General features: G+C 73.2%; 11 protein-coding genes. 5 read left to right on the top strand and 6 right to left on the bottom strand.

Features of this window, described 5'->3' with window-relative positions; translation table 11 throughout:
• Positions 1-1260, bottom strand: a complete 1260-nt coding sequence (locus tag OHA73_RS15650; RefSeq protein WP_327655333.1) for an NAD(P)/FAD-dependent oxidoreductase — start codon at positions 1258-1260, stop codon at positions 1-3.
• A 250-nt stretch (positions 1261-1510) separates the two neighbouring features.
• Here OHA73_RS15650 and OHA73_RS15645 point away from each other — a divergent pair, with 250 nt between their 5' ends.
• Together OHA73_RS15645 and OHA73_RS15640 are read left to right on the top strand one after the other, a co-directional pair.
• Positions 1511-2965 carry a ferredoxin reductase family protein gene (locus OHA73_RS15645; protein WP_443063082.1) on the top strand — a complete coding sequence of 485 codons (1455 nt, stop codon included), beginning with the start codon at positions 1511-1513 and terminating at the stop codon, positions 2963-2965.
• Between the two features lie 305 nt (positions 2966-3270).
• Positions 3271-4053: a sulfite exporter TauE/SafE family protein gene (locus OHA73_RS15640; RefSeq protein WP_327655331.1), complete on the top strand. Its 783-nt coding sequence runs from the start codon at positions 3271-3273 to the stop codon at positions 4051-4053.
• 22 nt (positions 4054-4075) lie between these two features.
• On the opposite strand, the gene OHA73_RS15635 is transcribed toward OHA73_RS15640, so the two are convergent.
• The 5 genes from OHA73_RS15635 to OHA73_RS15615 all read right to left on the bottom strand — a co-directional run bounded on the left by OHA73_RS15635 (position 4076) and on the right by OHA73_RS15615 (position 10761).
• Complete coding sequence (locus OHA73_RS15635) at positions 4076-4732, bottom strand: class F sortase (RefSeq protein WP_327655330.1); 657 nt, start codon at positions 4730-4732, stop codon at positions 4076-4078.
• 72 nt (positions 4733-4804) lie between these two features.
• Entirely contained in the window at positions 4805-5350 is a 546-nt protein-coding gene (locus tag OHA73_RS15630) for a hypothetical protein (protein ID WP_443063081.1), read from the bottom strand.
• 228 nt (positions 5351-5578) lie between these two features.
• On the bottom strand, positions 5579-7168 hold the full coding sequence (locus OHA73_RS15625; protein WP_327655329.1) for a M4 family metallopeptidase: 1590 nt from the start codon (positions 7166-7168) through the stop codon (positions 5579-5581).
• Positions 7169-7894: 726 nt separating this feature from the next.
• Positions 7895-9994, bottom strand: a complete 2100-nt coding sequence (locus OHA73_RS15620) for a molybdopterin oxidoreductase family protein (protein WP_267070546.1) — start codon at positions 9992-9994, stop codon at positions 7895-7897.
• An 80-nt stretch (positions 9995-10074) separates the two neighbouring features.
• Positions 10075-10761 carry a SanA/YdcF family protein gene (locus tag OHA73_RS15615; RefSeq protein ID WP_267070547.1) on the bottom strand — a complete coding sequence of 229 codons (687 nt, stop codon included), beginning with the start codon at positions 10759-10761 and terminating at the stop codon, positions 10075-10077.
• Positions 10762-10943: 182 nt separating this feature from the next.
• Here OHA73_RS15615 and OHA73_RS15610 point away from each other — a divergent pair, with 182 nt between their 5' ends.
• The 3 genes from OHA73_RS15610 (at position 10944) to OHA73_RS15600 (ending at position 14526) form a co-directional block, all read left to right on the top strand.
• A complete protein-coding gene (locus OHA73_RS15610) occupies positions 10944-11804 on the top strand; it encodes a sirohydrochlorin chelatase (RefSeq protein WP_267072905.1) in 861 nt (286 codons plus the stop codon).
• Positions 11805-11850: 46 nt separating this feature from the next.
• Positions 11851-13182 carry a deoxyguanosinetriphosphate triphosphohydrolase gene (locus OHA73_RS15605; RefSeq protein ID WP_267070548.1) on the top strand — a complete coding sequence of 444 codons (1332 nt, stop codon included), beginning with the start codon at positions 11851-11853 and terminating at the stop codon, positions 13180-13182.
• A gap of 78 nt (positions 13183-13260) precedes the next feature.
• Positions 13261-14526 carry an NAD(P)/FAD-dependent oxidoreductase gene (locus OHA73_RS15600; protein ID WP_266719915.1) on the top strand — a complete coding sequence of 422 codons (1266 nt, stop codon included), beginning with the start codon at positions 13261-13263 and terminating at the stop codon, positions 14524-14526.
• The last annotated feature ends 6 nt before the right edge of the window (positions 14527-14532 follow it).

The raw sequence follows: 14532 nt of genomic DNA, 5'->3' as shown, positions 1-14532 counted from the left end.
TCAGAGGCCTCCGTCGTGGGTGAGCAGGTGCAGCAGAGGCGCGCCGACAGCGTCGTCGGCGGGCAGTGATTCGTCGGACTCCCAGGCGTGTGCGAGCGCGCCGACCGTGGTCAGTTCCCCGATCAGCACCCCGCCGACCAGCCGGTCGCCGCGCACGACGACCTTCCGGTACGTGCCGCGGGTGGCGTCGGCGAGCTGCACGACGTCGTCGCCGGGCAGCGCCTCGGTCTCGCCGAACGCGGCGAGGTCCAGAGGGCCGGCCTCGTGCGGGAGGGTGAGCCGGGTCAGGGTGCGGGTGCCGGTGTACCCGGGGTGCCCCGCGTCGGCCCCGGTCAGCAGGTCGGCGAGCGCGTCGGCCTGTTCCAGGGCCGGCGTCGCGAGGCCGTAGACGGTGTCGGCGTGCTGGGCGCAGTCGCCGACCGCGCGGATGCGGGGATCGCTGGTGCGCAGCGCGTCGTCGACGACGATCCCCTTGCGGACGTCGAGCCCCGCGGCCTGCGCGAGACCGGCGCGCGGGCGGACGCCGCAGGCGAGGACGGTGACGTCGGTGCCGAGCACGTAGCCGTCGTGCAGCTCGACGCGGCGCACGTGTCCTTCGACGACGCCGACGCCGCGCACCCGGCACTCGGTGTGGATCTCCACGCCGAGCGCGGTGAGGTGGCGGCGGACGAGTTCGGAGGAGTTCGGGTCGAGCTGGCGCTCCATGAGCCGCTCGGACTGCTGGGTGAGGACCACCTGCGCGCCGCGCCGGGCGAGCGCGCGGGCCGCCGAGACGCCGAGGAGGCCGCCGCCGATGACGACGGCGCGGGTGCCATCGGTGACGGCCTCGGACAGCGCCAGGCAGTCGTCCATCGTGCGGAACGCGTGGACGCCGCCCGGCAGTTCGGTGGCCTCGGGTGCGAACAGGCCGCGCAGCGGGGGCAGTACCGGGTTCGAGCCGGTGGCGAGGACGAGGGTGTCGTATGCGACCTCGTCCCCGTTCTCGCACTGGACGAGCCGCCGCTCGCGGTCGATCCGGACGGCGCGGGTGCGCAGGTGCGGAACGGTGGCGCGGGGCAGCTCGATGACCTCCGGCGCGTACGTCCCGGCCAGCACCTCCGCGAGCAGCACGCGGTTGTACGGGGCGTGCGCCTCCTCGCCGATCAGCATGGCCCGCTCGCCCAGGCGGTGGGCGATACGGGTCCCGGCGAGGCCGGTGCCGATGACGACGACGCGGCCGGGGCCGGTCGTGGCGTCGTCGTGCTCGTACGGTGCGGTCATGTATCGCAGCGTGCGTGGCGGGTGTTTCTCGGTGGCGTCTCCTTCGTTTCCCACGAGGAACGCTGCGCTCAGCGGGGGGCGGGTGGCGGTGTGAGGGTTCCGTACGGGCGCGGCGGCGGGTCTGTGAGGGGCCTGGTGAGGGTCGTTCGCCGTCGATGGCTTAACCCGTGTTCAGTCCGTCCTCAAGGGCGCCTTAAGGATCGTTCGTACGGCGCTGACCAGCCGAAATCCGGGGTCCGTCGAGCCTAGTGTGCCGGTCGTGACCACCAAGGCCGTCGACCACGAACTCGCCCGCTACCCCGCTCTGGCGTCCTACCGCAGGCAGACCGAGCGGCGCCGCAAGGCACCGCCGATCCCGCCGCGCCCCCGCAGGGCACCCCGCGTGCGGCCCGCCGCGCCCGCCCGGCTCACCGCGCACCAGCTGCGGGCGGGGATCCGCGCGGGCGCGCTGCTCGTGACCGCTCTGTGGATGGCGCAGGTCCGCCCCTCGGCACGGATCGACGCGCTGTTCACGACCGGCGCCCATCTGACCGGCCTGCTCGCCGGGTACGGAATCCTGGTCATGCTCTTCCTCATGGCCCGGGTGCCCGCCGTCGAGCACGGCATCGGAGCCGACCGGCTCGCCCGCCACCACGCGCGCGGCGGCCGCCACGTCCTCACCCTCTGCGCCGCCCACGTCCTGCTCGCCCTGTGCGGGTACGCGGCGCACACCGGAACCGACCTGGTCGGCACGGTCACCGAGCTGCTCGGCTACCCGGGGCTCGCCGCCGCAGCGGCCGGCACCGTGCTGTTCGCCGCGGTCGGCGTGAGCAGCGCCCGCGCCGTCCGCCGCCGCGTCGGGCACGGCGCGTGGCAGGGGCTGCACCTGCTGACGTACGTCGCCGCGGCGCTGGCCTTCGCCCACCAGCTCTCAGGACCCGACATCGCGTCCAGCCCGCTCAGCCTCGGATTCTGGACGCTGCTGCACGCCACCGTCGCGGTGCTGCTGGTCTGGTACCGGCTGGTCGTGCCGGTGCGGCAGGCGCTGCGGCACCGGCTGCGGATCGTCGACGTACGGCAGGAGGGCCCCGGCGTCGCCTCGGTCCTGATGCGCGGCACCGACCTGGGCCTGCTGCGCGCGGAGCCGGGCCAGTTCCTGCGCTGGCGGTTCCTGACGCGGCGGCTGTGGCACACGGCGCTGCCGTTCTCCCTGTCCGCGCCGGTCGACGGCGACCACGTCCGGATCACCGTGAAGGCCGTCGGCGACCACACCCGCCGGGTGCGGAGGCTGCGGCCCGGGGTGCGGGTGGTCGCGACCGGACCGTTCGGCGCGCTCACGGCGCACCGCCGCACCCGGCGCAAGGTGCTGCTGCTGGCCGGGGGAGTGGGCATCACGCCGCTGCGGGCGCTGTTCGAGACGCTCCCCGGCGAACCCGGGGACATCACGCTCCTCTACCGCGCGAGCAGCGCCGAACAGCTGGTCCTGCGCGAGGAGTTGGAGTCCATCGCCCGCACCCGCAAGGCGGCCCTGCACTATCTCCTCGGCCCCTCGGGTGCGGCCTTCGACTCCCTCGCCCCGGGGGCCCTGCGCGACCTCGTGCCCGAACTCGCGGACCACGACGTCTACTTGTGCGGCCCGCCCGGCATGACGACGACGGCGACGGCGGCACTGAACAGGGCCGGCGTCCCCGAGAGCCGCATATACGCGGAGTCCTTCACGTACTGACCACGCGACGCCACGCCCAGCCCCGCCCCCTCTCCCGGAGAAGAGAAGACACACCGCCATGGGCCGCCACACCAGACCCACCCGCACCGCACACGCCCCCACCGTCCAGGCCCGTCGCAGGCTCACCGCCGGGCTCGCCTCGGCCAGCGCCGTGGTCGCGGCGTGCCTCGCGCTCACCGTCGAACCGGCGGCGCCCCCGGCCCCCGACCGGGCCGTCCCACATACCGGTACGGAACCCTCAGATCCAGCTCAGCCTTCCAGGGGGCCGTGGGCCGTGCAGGCGGCGGATCCGTAGAGTCCTGATCATGCCTGACATATCCCTGACCACCGTCGTCGTCCTGTGCGTCGCCGCGCTCGCGGCGGGCTGGGTCGACGCGGTGGTGGGCGGCGGCGGACTGCTCCTGCTCCCGGCCCTTCTCCTCGGTCTGCCGAACTCCGCCGCGGCGGGCCACGCCCTCGGCACCAACAAGGCCGTCGCCATCGTCGGCACCACCGGCGCCGCCGTCACCTACGCCCGCAAGGCCCCCGTCGACGTACGACTCGCCGTCCGCATCGGCACGGCCGCGCTCGTCGGGTCGACCGGCGGGGCGCTGCTCGCGACGGGGATGAGCACGGAGGTCCTCAAGCCGGTCGTGATGGTGGTGCTCGTGGCGGTGGGCGCGTTCGTGATCTTCCGCCCGGCGTTCGGCACGGCGCCGACGGCGATCCCCGCCTCGCCCCGCCGGATCTGGGCCGCCATCGGCTTCGCGGGCCTCGGCATCGGCTTCTACGACGGCCTGATCGGGCCGGGCACCGGCACCTTCCTGGTCCTCGCCCTGACCGCGATCCTCCACCTCGACCTGGTCACCGCCTCCGCCACCGCGAAGATCGTCAACTGCTGCACCAACGCGGGCGCGTTGGCGATGTTCGCCTGGAAGGGCCAGGTGTACTGGCAGCTCGCGGGCCTGATGGCGGTGTTCAACCTGGCGGGCGGCATGGTGGGCGCGCACACCGCGCTGAAGCGGGGCGCCGGGTTCGTGCGCGTGGTGCTGCTGACGGTGGTGTGCGCGCTGGTGGTGAAGATGGCGTACGAGCAGTGGGTGGCGTGAGCCGACTCCCTTTTGGGCGCGGCTACCGGCTGCCCGTCAGGTGCGCGAAGACGACGACGTTCCCCTGGTAGCCCGTCTTGCGTGAGTACGGTCCGCCGCACGTGATCACCCGGAGTTCGGGGCGGCGGGCCGCGCCGTAGACCTTCGCGTCGGGGAAGTGCTTCGCGTCGTACACCTCGACCGCGTCCACCGTGAACACCGCGGCCGAACCGTCCCGCCGCTCCACCTCGATCGTGCGGCCACGCTTCAGCGAGCCCAGGGCGTAGAAGACGGACGGGCCGCGCGCGTTGTCGACGTGGCCCGCGACCACAGCCGTACCCGTCTCGCCGGGTTTGGTGCCCGCCTCGTACCAGCCCGCGAGGTTCTTGTTGCCGGCCGGAGGCACGTCGAGGCTGCCGGAGCGGGTCAGCTCCAGGCCCATCAGCGGGGCGTCGACCTCGATCGACGGGATGCGGACGCGGTCCGGCGGGGACGGTGCCAGGGGAGCGGCGGCCGGTGCTTCGCGGTCCCGGTCGACGCGGGCCTGCGCGGCGGACGGCTGGGGCGGCGGCTGCCCCTCCGCGCCGCTGGCCAGGAGCCAGGCGCCGGCGGCGAGGGCCAGGGTGGTGGCTGCTCCTATGGCGGAGTTCACGCGGTGCGTGGCGCGCGGGCGGGTGCCGGTGCGCTTGGGGTTGCGCATGGGGGCTGGGGTTCCTCGCAGTTCTTCACGGGGCGGTACTTCGTGGGGAGGGGGAGAGGGGGCGGACCGGGCTCAGATGCGGTCGCCGCGTGCCCTGCGGTGCAGCAGCCAGGTGCCGCCCGCGGCGGCCAGCGCCAGCGCCGCCACGCCCGCGGAGGTCCGCGTGGGTTCGGGGCCGAGCGCGCCGCCGACGCCCGTGTTCACGTGGCCCCTGGGGAGCTGGGCCACGGAGGCGCCGGTGCCGGTCACGGAGACGATGAGGTCGCCCGTCACCTCGGGGCCGCTCGCGCACTTCGCGACGATCTCGTACGTTCCCGGCTGCGCGGACACCGGGATCCGGAAGCGACCCCTGGCGTTCGAGGCGTTCGGGGTGGCCGGCGCCAGTGTGAAGGTGCCCGCGCCGACCGCGCTGGCGTCACCGGTGGCCGTGTCGCTCCCGCCGCACGCGGTGGTGTCCACCGTGACGCGGTCGCCCGGGGCAGCCGTCGCCGGGTAGACCTCCAGGCCGCCCTGCGCGGCGGTCGCAGGGGCGGCGACGGCGAGCATCGCCGTCGTGGCCGCGGTGGTGAGGAACGCCGCCGCGGTCAGCGGTCGGCCCATGCCCCTGCGCACGCGCATCGTCCAAGCTCCTTCGCGGGCGACGGGCGCGCCCTGCCAAGGTCGAGGTAAGTGCCAGTCGTGGCCGCCCGCCTCCTGATGTGACGTCATGACACCTGCGTAGGCAGTACTTCTGACGGCCCGACGGGTACGTTCCAGCAGGTCACCGGCGTGTCCGCCGGAAAGTACCCGAAGCGGGCGGGGAGGCGTGCGACCGGGTGACGGAGGTGGCGCCCGGGTGATGCCCGGTCAGTTCACCGCCACGGCCGACCAGGTGGCCGCGACCGCCGCGTGCTCCTTGCTGTCCGCCCCGTACAGGTCCTTGGCGGCCTTCAGCGTCGCCGTGCGTGCGCCCTTGTAGTCCGTCGACGACGTCATGTAGATGGTCAGCGCGCGGTACCAGATCTTGCCGAGCTTCTCCTTGCCGATGCCGGTGAGCTTCGACTTGTCGCACGTGGGGCTGTCGTTGTGGACGCCGCCGATCGTCTTCGGGCCGCTGCCCTCCGCGAGCAGATACGCGAAGTGGTTCGCGACGCCGGAGGAGTAGTGCACGTCCAGGCCGGCGACGTCGGAGTTCCAGCAGTCCGCCGACTTGCCGTCGCGGCTCGGCTTGTCCATGAAGCGCAGCGCCGCTGTCTTCGCGCCGGGCTTGACGATCTTCTCGCCGATGAGCCAGTCGCCGGGGTCGGAGGCGTTCTTCGCGTGGAACTCGACGAGCGTGCCGAAGATGTCGGAGGTGGCCTCGTTGAGGCCGCCGGACTCGCCGGAGTAGGTGAGGGCCGCGGTGGAGGAGGTGACGCCGTGGGACATCTCGTGGCCCGTGACGTCGAGGGCGACCAGCGGGCCGAACGTCTTGCCGTCGCCGTCCCCGTACGTCATGCAGAAGCAGTTGTCGTCCCAGAAGGCGTTGTTGTAGTCCTTGCCGTAGTGGACGCGGTTGTACGAGCCCTTGCCGTCGTCGGCTATGCCGATCCGGCCGTGGACGTCCTTGTAGTAGTCCCACGTCTGGTCGGTGCCGTACTGGGCGTCCACGGCGGCCGTGCTCCGGTCCGCGGTCTTTCCGGTGCCCCAGTGGTTGTCGGCGTCCTTGTAGACCTTGGCGGGGGCGCGCTCCAGGCAGATGCCGAGGATGCAGGTGTCGGTCTTGTTGGCGGCGTCGCCGGTGTAGGTGTTGCCGCGGGTGGAGTCGTCGAGCTGGTAGCCGCCGGAGGAGGCGCCGGTGGTGGTGAGGGGGACGGTGCCGGAGTAGAGGGAGCGGCCGTCGCCCGTGGCCGCGGCGGAGGTGGCGGTTTCGAGGCTGTCCCAGGCGTCGATCCCGGCGCCGGTGGTGGCGTCGGTGAGGACGGTGCGGGCCATGGGGTTGCCGAGCGAGTCCTTCGCGGCGGCGGTCGTCCGCCAGGCCAGTTTGGGGCTGCCGTGCAGTGCGTCCACGACGAGTTGCGGCTTGGCCATGAGGCTGTGGAGCACCCTGCCGGGGTTGGCCTCGCGCAGGAGCGTCGTGGCGAGGTCCGCGGCCTTGGGGGCGGAGAGGCGGGGCGTGGTGGTGGGGACGGAGACGCTGCCGGAGACGGCGCGGTCGGTGCCCTCGTACGTGCCGTCCGCGGTCTGGTGCACGACGAAGTCCCCGCCGAGAACGGGGAGTTGACCGTACGTGCGGTCGTAACGGGTGTGCCGGGTCCCGTCGGGGTCGGTGATCACGTCCCGTACGGAGGTGGCCTCGGCGGTGGTGGCGGAGGGGGCCGCGGTCGCCGTGGGGGCGAGGGCGAGGGTGGCGGCGAGGAGGGTGGCCAGGGTGGTGATGCCGGTGGTGAGGCGCGATGTGGTCCGTATGTGTCTCATCAGGCGGCTCCGTGGGGACGGTGAGATGAGCGGCAACTTCCTGACGCTGGTTCAGTTTTAGGCGGTCATGACAAATGGAGTCCATGGATCCGCGGTGTCGGCCCTGTGAAGGACCGGGTCACCTCTGCCTACGCCACGGGGCTCCGCCCCGGCCCCCGCGCCTCAAACGCCGGCGGGGCTGGAAAGATCGGAGCTCCGCCCCGGACCCCGCGAGTCTCGTCCGACGGCGGGGCTTGATGTGCCCACCCGCCGCAGGGCTCGAATTGCCCGCCTGCCGCAGCGGCTCAAAAGATCGGGGCTCTGCCCCGAACCCCGCTGCTCAATCGCCGCAGGGGCTCTAATTGCCCACCCACCGCAGCGGCCTGAATTACGCGCCCGCTGCAGCGGCTTGATTTGCCCCGCTCATCTCCCACCACCCGCCCCCTCCGGGGGCGTCGGCCCGACGGGGTGCCCGCCCAGGCCAACGTGCCGCGCAGGCCTACGGCCGGCCGTCACCGACTTGGGCAATCTGCCGCCTGGGGCGGCAGGGTGGGCAAGGCGGCGCCCGGTGCGGCGCGCCAGTTACGAGGGGTCCGGCCCCGGACAAGGTGGCGAGACCCCGGTGCGGCGCGCCAGGCTACGAGGGCCCCGGCCCCGGCCGACATGGCGAGACCCCGGTGCCGCGCACCACGCACGAGGGCCCCCGCCCCGGCGCAGGTGACAGGAACCCGGTGCCGCGCAGCAACGTCACCCCACCCGCTCCACCCGCACCGCACACACCTTGAACTCCGGCATGCGGGACGTGGGGTCGAGTGCCGGGTTGGTCAGGGTGTTGGCCCGCCCCGCCCCCGGCCAGTGGAACGGCATGAAGAGGGTGTCCGGGCGGATCGTGGAGGTGAGATGGGCCGGAGCCTCGACCCGGCCACGGCGCGACGTCACCGCGACCACGTCACCCTGCGCGACCCCGATCCGCCCCGCCAGCCGCGGATGCAGCTCCACGAACGCCCCGGGAGCCGCCTTGTTGAGCTCCGGCACCCGCCGCGTCTGGGCCCCGGACTGGTACTGGGCCACGACCCGCCCCGTCGTCAGATACAGCGGATACTCCGCATCCGGCTCCTCCGCCGCGGGCCGATGCGTCACCGGCACGAACCGCGCCCGCCCGTCCTCCGTGGCGAACCGTTCGAGGAAGAGTCGCGGCGTGCCGGGGCCGTCGGCGTCGGCGGCCGCGTCGTCGGAGGAGCACGGCCAGAAGATTCCCTCGCCCTCGGCCAGCCTGTCGTAGCTGATCCCGGAGTAGTCCGCAGGACCGCCCGCCGACGCCCGCCGCAGCTCGTCGAACACCTCCCGCGCATCCGTCGGAAAGCCCTTCTCCAGGTCGGGTGCGAGACGGGCCGCGAGTTCCTGGAGGACATAAAGGTCCGTACGCACCCCCGGAGGGGGTGTCAGGGCGCGCTGCCGCAGCAGCACCCGCCCCTCCAGGTTCGTCACCGTGCCCGTCTCCTCGGCCCACTGCGTCACCGGCAGGACCACGTCGGCCAGTTCGGCGGTCTCGGAGAGGACGACATCGGCGACGGCCAGGAAGTCCAGGGAGCGGATCCGGGACTCGACATGTGTCGCCCGCGGTGCCGAGACCACCGGGTTCGAGCCCATCAGCAGAAGCGCCCGGATGTCACCGCCCAGCGCGTCGAGCAACTCGTACGCCGACCGCCCAGGGCCCGGCAGCGTGTCCGGGTCCACACCCCAGACCTCCGCCACATGCGCCCGCGCCGCCGGATCCGTGAGCTTGCGGTAGCCGGGCAACTGGTCCGCCTTCTGGCCGTGTTCGCGGCCGCCCTGACCGTTGCCCTGGCCGGTCAGACACCCGTAACCGGAGTACGGCCGGCCCGGCCGCCCCGTCGCGAGCGCCAGGTTGATCCACGCGCCGACCGTGTCCGTGCCCTTGGACTGCTGCTCGGGCCCGCGCGCGGTGAGGACCATCGCCCGCTCGGCCGCCGTGAACAGGCCGACCGCCTCGCGCAGTTGGGGCACCGGCACGCCCGTGACCCGCTCCACGTACTCCGGCCAGTGCGCCATCGCCGCCGAACGGGCCTCCTCCCACCCCTGCGTACGGCCGCGTACGTACTCCTCGTCGACCCGGCCCTCCGCGACCACCAGGTGCAGCATCCCGAGCGCGAGCGCCAGGTCCGTGCCGGGGCGGGGCGCCAGGTGCAGGTCCGCCTGGTCCGCGGTGCGGGTACGGCGGGGGTCGATCACGATCAACGTGCCGCCGTTGGCCTTGAGTTCGCTGAGGTAGCGCAGGGCCGGGGGCATGGTCTCGGCCAGGTTCGAGCCGACCAGGATCACGCAGCCCGTACGCGGAATGTCCTCCAGCGGGAACGGCAGACCCCGGTCCAGGCCGAACGCCTTCTGCCCGGCGGCCGCCGCCGACGACATGCAGAACCGGCCGTTGTAGTCGATCTGCGACGTGCCGAGCACGATGCGGGCGAACTTGCCCAGCGCGTACGCCTTCTCGTTCGTCAGGCCGCCCCCGCCGAACACCCCGCACGCGTCCGGACCGTGCCCGGTACGCGCGCGTGCCAGACCGTCCGCGACCTTGTCCAGGGCCTCCTCCCAGGTGGCGGGTGTGAGCCGACCGGTGGCGGGGCTGCGGACCAGTGGCTCCGTCAGCCGCACCTGGGAGGAGAGCACGGAGGCGGCGCTCTGGCCCTTGCCGCACAGCGCGCCCTGGTTGACCGGGAACTCCGCGCGACCCTCGACCGTGGGCCCTTCGGTGCCGGGCAGCACGTTCATGCCGCACTGCAGGGCGCAGTACGGGCAGTGGGTGGGCGTCGCCGTGGTGTTGAGCATGCCCCTGAGGGTGCGCCGGGTGTGTTGCCGGTCGGCGCGCCTGGAGGTTACGTAGCCGGAACGAGCATCTCCCGGCCGTCCTACGGACGGCGTGAGGTCGCGCCCAGGGCCTCGCGCACGCCCTGCTCCTCGCGTCCCAGGAAGTGCGGATCAGGACGCACCACCACGTCGAGCGCCGCCTTCGCCGCCGCGAGCGTCTCCCGCGCCCCGCCCGCGTACCAGGTCACGTCGTGCGGTTCGGCGACCCCGATCCCGTACGAGGAGACGCCCGCGGCCTCGCACAGCGCCACCGCGCGCCGCGCGTGGAAGTCCTGGGTGACGAGGACGGCGCGGTCGACGCCGAAGATCTTCTTCGCGCGGACGCAGGAGTCCCAGGTGTCGAAGCCCGCGTAGTCGCTGACGACGGCCCGGGACGGCACCCCGTGGCGGGTCAGGTACGCGCGCATGGCGTCGGGTTCGTCGTACTCCTCGCGGCTGTTGTCGCCCGTGACCAGGAGCACGCGGACCTTTCCGGTGCGGTACAGCTCGGCCGCCGCGTCGAGCCGGTGCGCCAGGTACGGCGAGGGCTCCCCGTTCCACAGGCCCGCACCGAACACCACGGCCACCTCGCCGCGCGGCGCGTCCGCCACCGTCCGCAGCCGGTCCCCGGTCGACACGAACAGCCAGGTCGCCGGCAGCAGCGCCAGCACACAGACCGCCATCACCACCTGCACCGTCCTGTGCTGCGCCCTCCTCGTACGCGGCAGGCGTGGACGTGGCAGACGCATTCGGGACCCCCGGGGCAGGCGTGGTTCGGTGCTGACAGGAGACGCGCGGCGCGGCCGCGTGGTTGCTCACCGCCGCGCGGTCCGCCCCGTGAACGACCGGCAACCACCCGTCACCGCCCGGCAACAGCCCGGCAACCGGGGACCGGCACGATCTGTTCATGACGGACGAGTCGTACGGCCCCATGGACCACGGCACGACCTACCTCGATCACACAGTCGGCACGGCGGGACTCCTCACCATGATCAGCGACCAGCTCGGCAGCAGACTCAGCCACGTGTCCCCGCTGCGCGGGCACCGGCAGCCGCCCGCCCTCGTGCTCGTGGCGCACGGCAGCCGCGACCCACGGGCCCTGGCCACCGTCTCCGAGCTCGTCGAGCGGATACGCGAGCGACGCCCCGGCCTCACGGTCCGCCTCGGCCACATCGAGCTCAACGAGCCGCTGCTGAGCGACACCCTCGCCGACCTGCCCGCGGGCCGGGCCGTCCTCGTGCCGCTGCTCCTCTCCCGCGGCCACCACGTCAAGCACGATCTGCCGCGGGCCGCCGACGCCGCCGGGCACCTGCGCACCCGCGTCGCGGACCCGCTCGGCCCGCACCCGCTGCTCGTCGACGCCCTCCACGACCGGCTCGTCGAGGCCGGCTGGCCCGAGCGGACCACCGACCGCGACCGCCGCCGCGCCGGAGTCGTCCTCGCCGCCGCCGGGTCCCGCGACCCCCGCGCTGCCCAGGACGTTCGTGCCTCCGCCAGTCTCCTCGCCGACCGCCTCGGCGTCCCCGTCGTCCCCGGTTACGCCTCCGCCTCCGCCCCCGACGTCGCCACGGCCGCCCGCTCCCTCGCCGCCCGCGGCCGCGACCGGATCGCCGTCGCCTCGTACTTCACCGCCCCCGGCCGCTTCGCCACGGAGACCGCCGCGGCCGCGCCCGGCATCGCCGCGGCCCCGCTCGGCACCCACCCGGCCCTGGCCCGCCTCGTCCTGCACCGCTACGACCGGGCACCGGCCACGACGGCGTACGCCACGGTGGCGCAGACCGCGTCCGTCTGAGCCGCCGCAGACCCCGGTTGTCGGTGGCTGCCCTTACTGTCAGGACATGGAAGGCAGCGACACATACGACGAGGTGGCGGTCGAGCGCTGGGCCCCCGAGCCCGACAAGCGCCCGGGGCGCACGGCGTTCCAGCGCGACCGGGCCAGGGTGCTGCACTCGTCGGCGCTGCGCCGCCTCGCGGGCAAGACCCAGGTCGTCACGCCGGGCACCCTCGGCCACCACTGGGACGCGAGCCCGCGCACGCGGCTCACGCACTCCCTCGAATGCGCCCAGGTGGGGCGGGAGTTGGGCGCCGCGCTCGGCTGCGATCCCGACCTCGTCGAGACGGCCTGCCTCTCGCACGACCTGGGCCACCCGCCCTTCGGGCACAACGGCGAGCAGGCGCTCAACGAGGTGGCGGAGGACTGCGGCGGCTTCGAGGGGAACGCGCAGTCGCTGCGTCTGCTGACCCGCATCGAGCCCAAGCGCTTCGCGCGCAGCGACAGTTCCGGCCGGCTGACCAGCGTAGGACTCAACCTGACGCGGGCCGCGCTGGACGCCGCGACGAAGTACCCGTGGCCGCGCGGCGAGCACCCCAGTGACCCCGAGTCGCTGAAATTCGGGGTCTACGAGGACGACCGGCCGGTCTTCGACTGGATCAGGAAGACGTCTCCCGGCCGCCGCACCTGCTTCGAGGCGCAGGTCATGGACTGGTCGGACGACGTGGCGTACTCCGTGCACGACCTCGAAGACGGCCTGCACGCGGGACACTTGGATCCGAACGTGCTGCACGCCGAGCCCGAGCGCGCCGACATCTTCGCCGTCGCCATCGGACGCTACGTTCCCGAGGGCACGGATCCCGCCGAGCTCTCCGCGGCCCTCGACCGCCTCCTCGACCAGGAGTGGTGGCCGCACGGCTACGACGGCACTGCGGTCGCCCAGGCCGGGCTCAAGGACGCGACCAGCCAGCTGATCGGGCGTTTCTGCCTCGCCGCCGAGGGCGCGACACGCGCGAGATACGGCACGGGCCGTTTGACACGGTACGTGGCCGAGCTGGTGGTCCCGCGCGCCGCCCGCTACGAGTGCGCGGTGCTCAAGGCGGTCGCCGACCGGTATGTGATGCAGCGCCCCCAGCAGGAGCGGCTCCGGGCCGACCAGCGCATCGTGGTCGCCGAGTTGGCGCAGGCGCTGGTCGCCCGCGCGCCCGACGGCCTCGACCCGCAGTTCCGCGCCCTCTTCGACGCGGCGCCCGACGACCGCGCGAAGAAGCGGGTGATCATCGACCAGATCGCCTCCCTGACCGACGCCTCGGCCCGTTCCCTTCACGCGCGGCTTACCGTCGCCGGGCATCATCGAGAGGAAGACGCGACCACTGGGCGTGACGAAAAGATGCCCTGATCGGGCCACGCCCCCTTCCCGCATTACGCTGCGTGCGGGACGCTCGCATATGACGGCATGGCAATGAGGAGGCATCAAGTGGTCGACGCGGACCAGACGTTCGTCATCGTCGGGGGAGGGCTCGCCGGAGCCAAGACCGCCGAGACACTTCGCTCGGAGGGGTTCACCGGGCGGGTGATCCTCATCGGTGACGAACGGGACCACCCGTACGAACGACCGCCCTTGTCGAAGGGCTACCTCCAGGGCAAGGAGGAGCGCGACAGCGTCTTCGTCCACGAACCGGCCTGGTACGCGAGCAACGACATCGAGCTGCACCTCGGCCAGACGGTCACCACGATCGACCGCGCGGAGAAGACCGTGCGGCTCGGCGAGGGCACCGTCGTCCGCTACGACAAGCTGCTGCTCGCCACCGGCGCGGAGCCGCGCCGCCTCGACATCCCCGGCACCCACCTCGCGGGCGTCCACCACCTGCGCCGCCTCGCCCACGCCGAGCGTCTCAAGGGCGTGCTGGCCTCGCTCGGCAGGGACAACGGACACCTGGTGATCGCCGGCGCCGGCTGGATCGGCCTGGAGGTCGCCGCGGCCGCCCGTGAGTACGGTGCGGAGGTCACCATCGTCGAGCCGGAGGCCACGCCGCTGCACTCCGTGCTCGGCCCCGAGGTCGGCCAGATCTTCGCCGAGCTGCACGGCGACCACGGCGTCCGCTTCCACTTCGGCGCCAGGCTCACCGAGATCACCGGCCAGGACGGCATGGTCCTCGCCGCCCTCACCGACGACGGCGAGGAGCACCCGGCGCACGATGTGCTGGCCGCGATCGGCGCCGCCCCGCGCACCGGGCTCGCCGAGGCCGCGGGCCTCGAGCTCGCCGACCGGGCGCACGGCGGCGGCATCGCCGTGGACGCGACGCTGCGCACCTCCGACCCCGACATCTACGCGGCGGGCGACGTGGCGGCGGTCCGGCACCCGCTCTTCGACGACCGACTGCGCGTCGAGCACTGGGCGAACGCGCTGAACGGCGGGCCGGCCGCGGCCCGCGCCATGCTCGGCAAGGACGTCAGCTACGACCGCGTGCCCTACTTCTTCTCCGACCAGTACGACCTGGGCCTGGAGTACTCGGGCTGGGCGCCCCCGGGCTCGTACGACCAGGTGGTGCTGCGCGGGGACGCGGGCAAGCGCGAGTTCATCGCGTTCTGGCTGAAGGACGGACAGGTCCTCGCGGGGATGAACGTGAATGTGTGGGACGTCACGGAGCAGATCCAGCGGCTGATCAGGTCCGGGGCCAGGCCCGGGGTCGAGCGCCTTTCGGACCCGTCGGTTCCGCTCGGTGATCTTCTGGACCAGTGAGTTGAT

It is taken from the genome of Streptomyces sp. NBC_00483 (genome assembly GCF_036013745.1).
Taxonomy (GTDB): Bacteria; Actinomycetota; Actinomycetes; order Streptomycetales; family Streptomycetaceae; genus Streptomyces.
This window is presented reverse-complemented; position numbering and strand designations above follow the sequence as displayed.

Bases quoted from the DNA above. Each gene is read 5' to 3' on its own strand.
- OHA73_RS15650 (WP_327655333.1), bottom strand. From the start codon at position 1,260: ATGACCGCACCGTACGAGCACGACGACGCCACGACCGGCCCCGGCCGC.
- OHA73_RS15625 (WP_327655329.1), bottom strand. From the start codon at position 7,168: ATGAGACACATACGGACCACATCGCGCCTCACCACCGGCATCACCACC.
- OHA73_RS15630 (WP_443063081.1), bottom strand. From the start codon at position 5,350: ATGCGCGTGCGCAGGGGCATGGGCCGACCGCTGACCGCGGCGGCGTTC.
- OHA73_RS15615 (WP_267070547.1), bottom strand. From the start codon at position 10,761: ATGCGTCTGCCACGTCCACGCCTGCCGCGTACGAGGAGGGCGCAGCAC.
- OHA73_RS15620 (WP_267070546.1), bottom strand. From the start codon at position 9,994: ATGCTCAACACCACGGCGACGCCCACCCACTGCCCGTACTGCGCCCTG.
- OHA73_RS15640 (WP_327655331.1), top strand. From the start codon at position 3,271: ATGCCTGACATATCCCTGACCACCGTCGTCGTCCTGTGCGTCGCCGCG.
- OHA73_RS15610 (WP_267072905.1), top strand. From the start codon at position 10,944: ATGGACCACGGCACGACCTACCTCGATCACACAGTCGGCACGGCGGGA.
- OHA73_RS15605 (WP_267070548.1), top strand. From the start codon at position 11,851: ATGGAAGGCAGCGACACATACGACGAGGTGGCGGTCGAGCGCTGGGCC.
- OHA73_RS15635 (WP_327655330.1), bottom strand. From the start codon at position 4,732: ATGCGCAACCCCAAGCGCACCGGCACCCGCCCGCGCGCCACGCACCGC.